Genomic DNA, 12,658 nt, shown 5'->3' on the forward strand with positions numbered 1-12,658 from the left:
GTTAGAATGAGATCTAATGTTGGGGCGCATTTTTAATGAAAAAGTGATCATGAAGACGTTTTTTTATCTTTATATAGATTCATATAAATGATAGAAATAATGATTAAAATCGCACCGGTTATGAATTTAGGTGTTAATGGTAAAGGGAAAAACGGGAAAGAAAATATAAACACAAATATAGGATTGAGGGTTCTTATAATATTCGCTTCACGAAACGAAATGTATTTCAAGCCTTCATAAAATAATAAAAGTCCTATTACACCACTGCACAAAGCAGAAAGTAAAATAGAGAACAAACCTATGCCTATATGTATGGTATGTAAATGATTAGTCACAATTAATATGATACCTAGCAACAAAGTAGAAGTCGCCTGATTGTATAGTAAGATGGTTTTAGAATCAATGTCTTTAACGGTCTTTTTAGCTAACATATTCGTTAGCGCAAAAAAGAATGTATAAGATAGGGCGGCAATCACACCTAATATACTGTTAAAATCACCTGAAAAATGAGTAATCAAGAATGAACCTATAACAGCAAAAATTATAGGAAGGGTATCGTGTTTGCACAACGTTTCATTTAGAAAGAGAACTGAAAGAAACAACGCAAATATAATATAAAATCTTCCTAATAATCCAACACTAACTGGATCTAACAAACTTAAACTTACATATTGGAGTAAAATACCTGTTGTATTAGTAATACCTAAGAGCCATATAGATTTGTTATGATAGATTTTTATTTTACTTTTATCGAATAATACAGTGATTAATAATATTAAAGTTGAAAACAAAGCATTAAAAAAACTTGCTTGAATAGGTGATAAATCAGTGAGTGAAAATTTGTTTAATATTGGGGTTAAAGACATGATTGCTACGGAAATAATATTAAATAAATACCCTTTTTTTACCTTATTCATGGTATGCTCCTAAGTATTTAAAGATTTCTTCATATAATCCATCTTGAAATGATAATAAATTTTTGTCTAATGGTTCTTTCGTAAGTATTCTTTCAGTAGTTTCTGAATATTTCGGTATATCTTTAAAATAGCTTACTTCAGCTTTTGTAATTGTAGTGGTATGGCCATTTGGTAGTATATAGTAACCTAAATAGTCTATATCATTTTCAGTGATGACAGCGCCAGACTCTTCATAAGCTTCTCTGATAGCTGTCTCATTCATCGTTTCATTATGGTTTACCTTACCTCCTGTTAATCCCATGCTCTTTTTTTATTTTTAACAAAAACAAGATGTCCTTGATAGGTTAAAACAATTAAAACAGAATCATATTTTGTAACTGTCTTATTAAATTGAAGATTGATTTGGTCTATGTTCATTTTCTTGAACCTCCTTTATAAAGTAATCTATAACTCACACTAATCAATGGATAAATATTATTTTATATTTATATAATAATAAAATTAATTATAATCCTTTTTCATTGAGAATGAAACTTTTCTAAAATAAAGAGTTGTGACAATTCGATCTATATATAGACATATTTATGTAAATATACTAGCAATATGTGAAAGTAAACGAGTTAAATAAGTAGTTATTCGAGAGATAATGAAACGTAGTTTAGCGACTGAGGGAGTTAGAACGATTGATGAACGTAAGTGCTCACACACTTACGTAAATAGTTCTAAGATAGATGACGAAGTGTAGTTGTGTAGACTCCTAGTGGAAAAGAAAGTGTCGAGTGACTACAGGCACGAGCCTTTCCCACAGGAAAGCGAAACAACTTAAACGAGTGAATATCTATCTAAGAACTACTTTACAAGACCGCGGTTCGTCCCAGCCCCCTAGGCAAGCGTCGCAACCAAAGAATATTATCCATCCAAGAGCCGCTTTAGAGACAGCACCCCAGGAACGCGAAGCAACTTAAGTGAGTGAATATTTATCTAAGAACGTCTCTATAATATTCCAAGTTTAAAATTTTCCTACAAGAACTATGTACAGAAAAAAAGGGGAGTGGGACAGAATTCATTTAAATTCGTCGTCCCACCCCCGCAAGGGTGACTAGAACTGAGAAAAGCTTTGTTAAAGCGCCCTCTCAGTTCAGTCAGCTACTGCGAATTTGCAAAATAGCTGCATTATATTATTTATGTCCCGAACTCCTAAATCTTGTTGATGATATTTTATTTTTCTTCAATATTGCCATATTCTTCCCTTAAGTCATATACTTTATCTGGTGTAACGTCTTGTCCAAGTGGGTCTAAAACTTTCATCGTAGAGAAAGTATGAAGTACTTGACCTCTTATCATACCTAAATATTCTTGTCTTAATTGATGTTGTTCTTGTTTTTCTTCAACGCTCAAACTTTCAACTTTTTCTTTATTTGCTAATTGATTAATTCTATCTAGTAATTCTCTCATTATTTATTCCTCCTAATTTGTATGTGCTGGGAAGTGGGGTACAATATACGTCCCAACTTCTTCTATGAGTTCTTCGATATCACGATCATCATTTGTAAATCTTAAGATAATATGATTTGTATTAATTGATTCATAAGCTTTTAATATTTGTAATAAATTTTTACGTCCAGTACGGAAACCACCTTTGATCGGTTTAACGGTTTCATTTGGATTTCGGGATAAATTAATCATTAAGATATTCATAAATGGTTTGAAGCGGTCAGTACCACTGTGCCAAGCTTCAACTAATTTCTTTTGATCTTGAAAAGGTTGGGCGTAAAATAACCAGCCATCCATATTTTCTTGAAGCCAAGCCATTGAGTGTTTTGAATATCCGGTACCAAACATTGGAATTGTATGATGTTTTGGCAATGCTTGTAACCCTGAATCCTCATATAATTCAAAAATTGAATTTGAAATATTGGGAGAATGTGATTGCCAAAGTGCTCTTAATGATTGAATGGTTGTTTGATAACGTTCTGTTAATTCACTTTCATCTACTTTAAATGCAGGGAATTCGAAAGAACGATCGCCGGTAGCCATACCGAGTAATAAACGTTGATTGGAAATGAGATCAAGTGAGGCTGCTGATTTAGCAAGGTGAATAGGATGTCGTAAGGTTGCTACGGTACTACCCGTACCTAGTGCAATCTTAGAGGTAGAGGCACTCAGATAGGTTAAAAAGACGAACGGATCATAATTCGTTGTAACCTTACCTAAATGAGGACTGTACAGTGGATTATCTCTCACAGATAAACTTGTAAACCCCAAAGACTCCGCTTTTTGAGCGAGTCTCACTTGCGCATCAAAATCTATATTATTTTGTTGTTTATTATCAAATGGTATGGATAAACCTAGCGTCAATTTATTATTTTTGAACGTTCGTTTAAATCCCTTATGTTCATCGATATCTGACATGTCTTCCCCTCCTAACGCAATTAATATTAAAACAACATGTATTACTTAACTAACACTTGTTGCATAAATGTAATATACGCCCTATTTGATTAACATGCAACATACATGCTTATGAAACATGTTGTTTAGACAACAATGCTCAGTATTTGTTGATTAGATTAGCTTTTTCCATAAAAAACTTCCAAGGCTATGCCTCAGAAGTTGAATTATAAGTGTGTTATATGATGAATTAAGAAAGGTAAATTTTTATCTATAAAAGCTTCAGCTGAAAGTGAACTTGTATCGAGCCAATGTCGGGCGAGACCACATAATCCTGAAGCTAGAAAGCTCGCACTGTTAACGAGTATGTCAATATCCTGTTCAGGATAGCTATTGCGAAGCATAATGGTAAAAATATCCTCTAATTCATTATTGATACGTTGATGGGCTTGGTTACAGAACGTTTCACTATTCATCTTGCATGAATCTTGTACTTCAACCATATAATTGGCAATAGATATAAATAGATTAGTAATGACGGCTTCATTAATCATATCAGAAATAGCTAACGTGTCATTTAGATCTTTCAGAATCGTTTCAGATAAAGTGTAATCGAGAATATCATATTTATCTGTAAAATGTGCGTAGAAAGTAGCACGGTTGACTGTAGCACGTTCAGTAATATCTTTAACCGTTATTTGTGACATCTTTTTCTCACGGGAAACCTCTTGAAACGCGTCTACCAGTAGTTTCTTTGTTCTAATAATACGCGGGTCTACCTTAGTCGTAGTCATTATAGGCACCTCCCTTATTGACTTATTACTTACATTAAATTATCTGTCGAAAAGAGAGGGTTGTCAAAGTTCACGCTTGTTGGTTATTTAAGCATTTCTTTAATTTGTTTTGTAGCAAGTCGTTGTTTTTGATCGTTAATATAATTTTCAAGTTGTTTCTCAGACGCTTTAGGATGTGATTGTTTATACGCTATCATTTTATTTTGCAGTTCTTTTTTAATTCTATTTTGTGATTTTGATGATGCCATTTGATTTTTTTGAAGTTGCTTTGCTTGTTTTGCATCTAGTACGACCCATGTATCATTAGGTACTGTAACAATCGATGTTTGTTTGATAAGTTCTTTTTTATTGTTTCCAAAATCAAACAAATAACGGTAGAAGTCGTTTTTCCAAGTCCAATATGTTTTAGTTGTTTTAACTGTCGCTTGGTCTACATCTGCTGTTCTATAGAAAGCGTGTTTCTTTATTGAATCTGATAAATCTTCTTTACTAGTACTAGGTTTAAAATGTGCTGATGGTTTGTCATCATTTTTATTTTCTTTATAAACCATGACATAATTATAAGAATTGTTACCTATTTCATTCGCAATTAACATGTTTGTAGGAGATTTTGTTGAGCCAGCAGAATAAATTTGTTTTTCGGGTTCAGTGATTGTTTCTTTCTCCATACCAAAATGATGCGTCATGTTTGCAACAATGCCAATGATTAATGCTGTAAATAGAACGGTGAATAATGAACCGGTAACATAACGTGTTAGGCGATGTGGAATCAGTGTCCATGATGCAAATACGGCAATAGTTAGAATAATAAGTATAATCATTTAATTCTCCTCGCTTTCTGAATGATTCATTTTCAAGAAAGGAACGATGATTAATCCAATGACTGCAAATGCTACGCCAATTAAAAACGCAGTATTAAAACCATCAATAGATGCGTGTTGGGCATGTTCGGCATAAAGTAATGGATTTGCATCTTTTAAATTTTTAGCTGGCATATGGTTGTTAATCATATTTTGCGTAATAGATGTTAGCAATGCGACGGCTATAGAAGATGCAACTTGTCTAGCAGTGTTGTTTGCTGCTGTACCGTGTGTACCCATTTTAGTTGGCAAGGCATCCATCGCATTTGTTGTTAAAGGCATCATAATTAAAGCCACACCAAACATCCGTATTGAATATAAAACTAAGATAAGCGACGGTGATGTCGTATCCGTTAAAAAGCCAAACGGTAATGAAGCTAATGATAAAATTAAGAATCCAACAAAAGCGAGTCGTTTGATGCCAATTTTATTATAAAGTGCACCAGAAATAGGCGAAATAAACCCTAACATTAAAGCACCTGCAAGTAAGGTTAAACCAGACTCAAATGGTGAAAAACCATGAATATTTTGTAAATAAGTAGGTAGCATCATTTCCACACCATACATAGCCATTGTCACAACGATAAGGCCAATCGTTGCAATGACAAAGCCTTTGGATTTAAATACACATAAATCTAAGAACGGGTCATCTAATTTAAACTGACGCATACAGAACCATCCGATAAGAAGGACGCTAATGATAAGCGGTAGTATGACATAACTAATACTTCCCCAACCCTCGCTAGAAACATTTGAAAAGCTCCATAAAAATAAACCAAATCCTAAACTGGATAAAATAAGTGACCAAATATCTAGTTTAATCTTTCTATTTGGTATGACATCTTTCATAAAAATAAAACTTAATAAGAAAGCAATGACAACTATGATAATTGGAATCACAAAAATATTGCGCCAAGAATCACTGATTGTTAGACCAAGAATGATATGATCTTTATTTAATATCCAACCAGCAAATGTTGGTCCAAGTGCTGGCGCTAATCCAACGGCTAAACCACTCAACCCCATCGCAGTACCACGTTTGTTTGGTGGAAACATGTTAATGATGATGATTTGCATCAAAGGCATCATTAAACCAACAGCGATTGCGGTAACAATTCGACCAATTAAGAAAATAATCCAACTATCACTATTCGACGGTGCCATTGCAGTTAGTATTAAACCAATTAATAAAATGGCATATGCAATAACGTGTAACCATTTCGTTGAAAAACGAGTAGCTAAGTAGGCAGATAATGGAACCATTATGCCGTTAGCTAATAGAAACCACGTAGTTGCTTGTTGTGCAGTACTAAAATCAATATTAAAATCTTTCATTAATGTAGGTAGTGCTGTGCCTAATGATGTTTGCATTAAGGCGCCTGCAAATGTTGCAAGTAAAATGACAACCATAATCATCAATTTATTATAAGGTTTGCCATGTTCATCTAAGTCAAATGTAGTATTTATATTCTCTGACATAATAAGCCTCCTTTAAAAGTACGAACTTAATGTAACAACTTTCGAAGCGAAAAAGGAGAACAAAATAAAATATAATGTTTAAAATAATACACTATGTATCAAAATGTATTATAATACGATGCGAAAGGGTGATGAGATGGCTTATAGTAACAAAACACAATTGACGCAACGTCTACTTAGAGAAGCACTAATCAATTTATTAAATCACAAGCATTTTGAAGCAATTACAATTAATGAAATTACTCAAGAAGCGTATGTAACAAGAAGTACATTTTATAGATATTATGATGATAAATATGAATTGTTATCGGAAATTGAAGATGATGTTTTAAACTTTATTAAAACACAAAGAGAATTTAATGTAGAAAATGAAGATATTTTAGATGTGGGTAGCATCGCAAACTTATTCAAAGCGATTGATCCGTATTCAGAAGTATTAAAGGTATTGTTGACGAATGAAGGTATTCTAAGTTTCAAAATGAAAATTAGAAATGTAGTGTCTAAGCGTTTCGAATTTATAAATCATATTTCACAGGGCTCGAATCTTAAAAGAGAATTAGGTAAAGAATATTTAATAACGATCATTGTAAATACCTTTGAATATTGGTCAAAACATAAAAATGAAATCAATGTTGATGAAATAGCGCAATTTATTGTCGAAGTATATAAAGGTGGTATTTTTAATGCGTTAGATTTGAAGAAAGAGGATATTGAGCGATTAAAACAATAAATGATTACATTTTAACAGGTCTCTAAGATTGAAAATAATGGATAAAAGCGACTATAAGAAACGAGTTTCTACTATTATAATAGTCAATTTTGTTCATTATCTAGTCAATTAGTCTGATTATAAGCAAAGTATACACTTTCTTGTCGTGATGTTTGATAATATACAGAATAATAATGAATTAAAAAGGAGAGCGATGTTTGAAACAATTTATCAATGTAGTTATGACTATACTGATATGTGTAGGTATCGGTGTATCCGTAACTTATTTAATTCGTGAAATTGATATTCAACCATCTCAAATGTCTTTAAATGATGATAATCAATTTGGTGATTGGAAGCGTGATGGACGTTTGACGCATGGTTATGGCACATATAATCATGGTTTAGAGTTTGAAGGCAATGACAAACATTATGGTAATGATTATGACTTACCTGAAGATACTGAAGTGCTAGCAGCAACAGATGGCGTTGTCACCAAATTATTTGAAGATGAATTAGGTGGTAAGGTCTTACAAATCTCAGAATCAAACGGGCAATACCATCAATGGTATATGCATTTAAATGATTTCGAGGTAACTCAAGGTCAACAAGTTAAAGCCGGAGATGTGATTGCTTTATCAGGTAATACAGGTGAACAGACAACAGGGTCACATTTACACTTTCAAAGAATGAAAGGTGGTATAGGCAATGATTATGCTGAAGACCCACAACCTTTTATTGAGCAACTGCCCGAAGAAGAAGAAAGTTTATTTAATATTTAATACGTCAAACGAAATGGATGGTATAAAAATCTGAAGCCTACGTCGTGTTTCAGGTTTTTTTAGTTTCAACATTGCCTGTCATATCACAAAGGGTAAATGTTTGGATATAAGGATTATCATTAAATGTTACTTTTTAGAGAAAAAAACAAAAATAATATTCTGAAAATTCAGAATTTATGATATAGTAAAATCTATCATTACTTATAGACGTGATTGCCATGAGGAGATGTTGAAACATCATAGCAATAACTCATAAGTAGGTTGATCAATTTAATAAGTGTGCAGAACAGACAACAGGAGGTTTTTTACATGACATCAACACTTAGAGAAATAGGCGTTAAAGATTTTACATTTAGAGTGCTATCGGGCGTAGCTATAGGTATCGTGGTGGGCTTAGTACCCAATGCCATTTTGGGAGAAATCTTTAAAGCGTTAATGCATCATCATCCATTTTTTGGGACATTGTTACATGTTGTACAAGCAATGCAATTTACAGTGCCAGCTTTAATCGGCGCACTCATTGCGTTGAAATTTGACATGACACCATTAGCCATTGCAGTGGTTGCTTGTGCCTCTTATGTAGGTAGTGGAGCCGCACAATTTAAACATGGTGCCTGGGTGATTGCTGGTATCGGAGACTTGATTAATACAATGATAACAGCAACGATTGCTGTATTATTCATCTTATTAATTGAAAAACGTGTCGGCAGTATGGCGCTCATTGTATATCCAACGATTGTAGGTGGATTGTCAGCTACAATTGGCGTATTCATTTTGCCATATGTACACATGATTACAACTGGCATTGGTAATATGGTTAATAGCTTCACAGAATTACAACCTGTATTAATGTGTATGCTTATTTCTATGGTCTTCAGTTTTATTATTATTTCACCGTTATCAACAGTTGCGATAGCTATTGCAATAGGGATTACAGGTCTTGCGGCAGGTTCAGCATCTATTGGTATTTCAGCTACTGAAGCAGTATTGCTTATTGGTACTAGCAAAGTGAATCGAGTTGCAGTACCGATTTCTATATTCTTTGGTGGTGTGAAAATGATGATGCCTAATATGGTTAAATATCCAATCATCATGTTACCAATCCTTATAACTGCTGGTATATCAGGAATTGCAGGAAGTTTGATTGGTATTGCAGGAACGAAGGAATCGGCAGGATTTGGTTTCATTGGTATGATTGGTCCAATTAGTGCTTTTAAATTTTTACATATTGATTCTGCCTTAGTGAGTGTCTTACTCATTATTTTAGGATTCTTTGTTGTACCATTAGTAACTGCATTTGTTTTAGATATTATTTTCCGAAAAGTATTACGTCTATATACCAACGACATATATAAATTTATGGGTTAACGTCCTATTAAATAGGAATTGATAAAGTGTTGAATATCGCATTTTATCAATTCTTTTTATTTACAAAGATTGAGAAAAAATAGAAATAAATCGTGTTACAATAAAAATGAAATGATACGTTATAAAAAGGGTGAATGGTTAATGGCTAATAAAATCGAAAAACTAGCACTAAAGACAGCAGAACTTACAAGACAAACACATGATTTGGGTATTCCCATTATGATTTTATTTGAAGGGGTCCCTGCCTCTGGAAAAACACGCTTATCAAATGAATTATTACTTAACTTTGATGCGAAATATACACATTTTATTGCAACACAGTCACCTCAAAAGGATGATTTAAGATATCAATTCTTACAAAAATATTGGAATACATTACCTAAAAAGGGTGATATCAATGTTTACTTTAGAAGCTGGTACTCTCATTATTTAGATTATCGAGAGAATGAAATTAAGCATGATAGATACAAAAACTATGATGTCTTAAAAGAACAAATTGCGTCTTTTGAAGATATGTTAATCAAAGATAATTATGAAATCATTAAATTCTTTATTGAAATTAATGAAGATAAAAGACAAGAACATATTAAGCAAACGAAAGAAAATCCATTAATGCGTTGGAAAGTTCAAGAATATGGCAGTGTCTTATCAACAGAAACATATTTAGAGAATATGCATCAATTTATTAAACAAGATCAACAATGGCAGATTATTGATTATACAGAACGACAATCAGCAATCGAAAAAATGTATGAACACATTATACAACGTTTAGAACAAGCCATTGCCAAACATCATGCGCAAGATAATGAACGTGATGGTGACTTTACTGAGCACTTTAGTACCAATATGTTTGATATCGAAGTAGATAAAGTATCCAAAGAAGCATACAAATCATTGATTAATGAATTACAAAAACGCATGCGAGAAATACAATTCGCATTATATGAGCGAAAAATCCCACTCATTCTTGTGTTTGAAGGCATGGATGCAGCCGGCAAAGGTGGTAATATCAAACGTATTAGAGAAAAGCTTGATCCAACTGGTTATGAAGTCAATGGCATTAGCGCACCTACTGACGTTGAATTAAAACATCATTATTTATGGCGCTTTGCAAAAGATATGCCACGAAGCGGACACATCGAGTTATTTGATAGAAGTTGGTATGGCCGTGTATTAGTTGAGCGTATTGAAGGATTTGCAACAATCAATGAATGGCAACGTGCTTATGAGGAAATTAATGCATTTGAAAAGATGTGGACAGATAAAGGTGCAATTATCTTAAAATTCTTCCTTACTTTAGATAAAGACGAACAGTTGAAGCGTTTTAAAGATCGTCAAAATAACGTCGATAAACAATGGAAAATCACGGATGAAGATTGGCGTAATCGTGAAAAATGGGATTTATACGTCGAGGCAAGTCATGACATGGTTAAAAAAACACATACAACCTATGCACCATGGTTAGTTGTACCCGCCGACCATAAGAAAACATCAAGAATAGAAATTATGAAATATATTATTCGTAAATGTGAAAAAGTATTATGGGGCGTTAAAGATTATGAATGAATATGATTAAATAATAGGAACCAAGAAACGTTAGAAAATCATAGCGTTTCTTGGTTTTTTTAAAGTTATATAGATAAATTGAATAGTTCGGAGTTGTTAGAAATATTACGGGATTGTAACAAAACGGTAATTTGTAATATTACAGATAATGTAAAACAGTTGTAAATTTCTTAAAAAAGTATTGTAAATCCTTATTTCATAATGAAATTTTAAACCATTTGTTCAAAAATAATTGTTACAAAGCGAATTATTTATATTTCAATGTTACAAAACAAGGTGTCTATTGTAATTTTTTGTAAGAAAAGCGTAATACTACTGGCGTTTTTTTATGATATAGTACTTATTGTCAAAAGTTAAACACAGAGCAAAACACAATAACTAAAGAATATAACATAACGAAAATATAAACTAATTTTTTTGGAGGAATTTTTTATTATGAAAAAAACAGTAATCGCGTCGTCATTAGCAGTAGCTTTAGGAGTAACAGGTTATGCATTAACTACAGATAACAGTGCACATGCATCTGAATCAACTACTAATTATGCACAATTAGCTAACTTAGCTCAAAACAACCCATCTGAATTAAATGCACACCCAGTACAAGCTGGCGCATACAACATCTCATTCGTTAAAGATGGTTTCAAATATAACTTCACTTCTGATGGTCAATCTTGGTCTTGGAATTACACTTACGTTGGTGGTGCTGACACAGTAGCAACTACACAAGCTGCTCCAGCTGCTCAATCAACTGATTACTCAGCTTCTTACAGCAACGAAGCATCATCTCAATCAGTAAGCTCAAACCAACAATCAAGCAACACTAGTGTTAGAACAGTTTCTGCACCAACAACTACTTCATACTCAGCTTCATCAGCTTCAACTGGTGGATCAGTTAAAGCTCAATTCTTAGCTAACGGTGGTACTGAAGCTGCTTGGAACGCTATCGTAATGCCAGAATCAGGTGGTAACCCTAACGCAGTTAACCCAGCTGGTTACAGAGGTTTAGGTCAAACTATGGAATCATGGGGTACTGGTTCAGTAGCACAACAAACTAAAGGTATGATTAACTACGCTAACAGCCGTTACGGTTCATTAGATGCAGCAATTGCATTCCGTAATAACAACGGTTGGTGGTAGGATTTACTCAGATAACTGGATAGCACATCGAGTTATCGAGGAAAGAGGTCGACATGATGGTCGGTCTCTTTTTTTGTATTTTAATAGACACTGTAGCATAACGTTTACCGATGAGGTTTATAGGGAAGATATTAGAACAATTATTATGTCGAAAGTGTTGAATGTTATGTCATTATGGAAAGTATTGAAATTAGGCTTAATACATAGTGTGTTCTGGACAACTACACAATTATCAATATCTCATTTGATGTTACGATGCCCGTCATCCTTCTTTGTGAAATATGATAAGGTTTTTACAATATGGTCGTGGGAAAAGAATGGCGCTTTATGGAATACACTATTGCGTATTAATAAGTGGAAACGCTTCATTCCTGAAGGTGCTATATTCAATCATCATATTTATAATAAAAAGAGACTAGCTTCTTTTAAATTAGAAGACATACATATAATGATTGTAGAAATGCGTCGGGCAGAACTTGTGCATTGGTTATCAATGATACCAGTAATTATTTTTGTAAAAGCGCCTAAATATATACAATTTATCAATATGAGTTATGTTATTTGCGCTAATTTACCGATTATACTGACGCAACGTTATAATCGTCCAAGATTAGAATTGTACTATCAACGCAGAGTGAAACGGAGTGAATAG

14 protein-coding genes are annotated in these 12,658 nt (G+C 33.2%); 6 read left to right on the forward strand and 8 right to left on the reverse strand.

Annotation, left to right across the window (positions count from 1 at the left end):
* Positions 1-47: 47 nt before the first annotated feature.
* From JVV30_RS03450 to JVV30_RS03480, 8 genes are all read right to left on the reverse strand, one after another.
* Positions 48-917 carry a DMT family transporter gene (locus JVV30_RS03450; RefSeq protein WP_204193391.1) on the reverse strand — a complete coding sequence of 290 codons (870 nt, stop codon included), beginning with the start codon at positions 915-917 and terminating at the stop codon, positions 48-50.
* A complete protein-coding gene (locus tag JVV30_RS03455) occupies positions 910-1,218 on the reverse strand; it encodes an NUDIX domain-containing protein (RefSeq protein WP_239469304.1) in 309 nt (102 codons plus the stop codon). The genes JVV30_RS03450 and JVV30_RS03455 overlap by 8 nt, the downstream gene beginning before the upstream one ends.
* Positions 1,209-1,334: a hypothetical protein gene (locus JVV30_RS13410; protein WP_256323736.1), complete on the reverse strand. Its 126-nt coding sequence runs from the start codon at positions 1,332-1,334 to the stop codon at positions 1,209-1,211. The genes JVV30_RS03455 and JVV30_RS13410 overlap by 10 nt, the downstream gene beginning before the upstream one ends.
* Positions 1,335-2,135: 801 nt before the next feature.
* Positions 2,136-2,372 (reverse strand): DUF896 domain-containing protein, encoded by a 237-nt coding sequence (locus JVV30_RS03460; protein WP_070854771.1) that lies wholly within the window; start codon positions 2,370-2,372, stop codon positions 2,136-2,138.
* 12 nt (positions 2,373-2,384) lie between these two features.
* A complete protein-coding gene (locus tag JVV30_RS03465) occupies positions 2,385-3,329 on the reverse strand; it encodes an LLM class oxidoreductase (protein ID WP_204193393.1) in 945 nt (314 codons plus the stop codon).
* A 206-nt stretch (positions 3,330-3,535) separates the two neighbouring features.
* The gene (locus JVV30_RS03470; protein WP_204193396.1) at positions 3,536-4,102 is read right to left on the reverse strand and encodes a TetR/AcrR family transcriptional regulator; all 567 of its coding nucleotides are present in this window, start codon (positions 4,100-4,102) and stop codon (positions 3,536-3,538) included.
* A gap of 83 nt (positions 4,103-4,185) precedes the next feature.
* Positions 4,186-4,923, reverse strand: coding sequence for a DUF4811 domain-containing protein (locus tag JVV30_RS03475; protein ID WP_204193398.1), 738 nt, complete (start codon positions 4,921-4,923; stop codon positions 4,186-4,188).
* A complete protein-coding gene (locus tag JVV30_RS03480; RefSeq protein ID WP_204193400.1) occupies positions 4,924-6,441 on the reverse strand; it encodes an MDR family MFS transporter in 1,518 nt (505 codons plus the stop codon). It abuts the gene before it with no gap.
* A 136-nt stretch (positions 6,442-6,577) separates the two neighbouring features.
* On the opposite strand from JVV30_RS03480, the gene JVV30_RS03485 reads away from it, so the two are divergent.
* The 6 genes from JVV30_RS03485 to JVV30_RS03510 all read left to right on the forward strand — a co-directional run bounded on the left by JVV30_RS03485 (position 6,578) and on the right by JVV30_RS03510 (position 12,658).
* On the forward strand, positions 6,578-7,171 hold the full coding sequence (locus JVV30_RS03485) for a TetR/AcrR family transcriptional regulator (RefSeq protein WP_053028869.1): 594 nt from the start codon (positions 6,578-6,580) through the stop codon (positions 7,169-7,171).
* A 197-nt stretch (positions 7,172-7,368) separates the two neighbouring features.
* Positions 7,369-7,932 (forward strand): M23 family metallopeptidase, encoded by a 564-nt coding sequence (locus JVV30_RS03490; RefSeq protein WP_070854766.1) that lies wholly within the window; start codon positions 7,369-7,371, stop codon positions 7,930-7,932.
* Between the two features lie 309 nt (positions 7,933-8,241).
* The gene (locus tag JVV30_RS03495; RefSeq protein ID WP_070854765.1) at positions 8,242-9,300 is read left to right on the forward strand and encodes a PTS sugar transporter subunit IIC; all 1,059 of its coding nucleotides are present in this window, start codon (positions 8,242-8,244) and stop codon (positions 9,298-9,300) included.
* A 141-nt stretch (positions 9,301-9,441) separates the two neighbouring features.
* Positions 9,442-10,869 carry a phosphate--AMP phosphotransferase gene (locus JVV30_RS03500; protein ID WP_204193402.1) on the forward strand — a complete coding sequence of 476 codons (1,428 nt, stop codon included), beginning with the start codon at positions 9,442-9,444 and terminating at the stop codon, positions 10,867-10,869.
* A gap of 435 nt (positions 10,870-11,304) precedes the next feature.
* Positions 11,305-12,006, forward strand: coding sequence for an aggregation-promoting factor C-terminal-like domain-containing protein (locus tag JVV30_RS03505; protein WP_053028866.1), 702 nt, complete (start codon positions 11,305-11,307; stop codon positions 12,004-12,006).
* Between the two features lie 145 nt (positions 12,007-12,151).
* Positions 12,152-12,658: a glycosyl-4,4'-diaponeurosporenoate acyltransferase CrtO family protein gene (locus JVV30_RS03510; RefSeq protein WP_239469305.1), complete on the forward strand. Its 507-nt coding sequence runs from the start codon at positions 12,152-12,154 to the stop codon at positions 12,656-12,658.

This window comes from Staphylococcus sp. GDY8P47P (assembly GCF_016892225.1).
In the GTDB taxonomy this organism is placed as follows: domain Bacteria; phylum Bacillota; class Bacilli; order Staphylococcales; family Staphylococcaceae; genus Staphylococcus; species Staphylococcus borealis.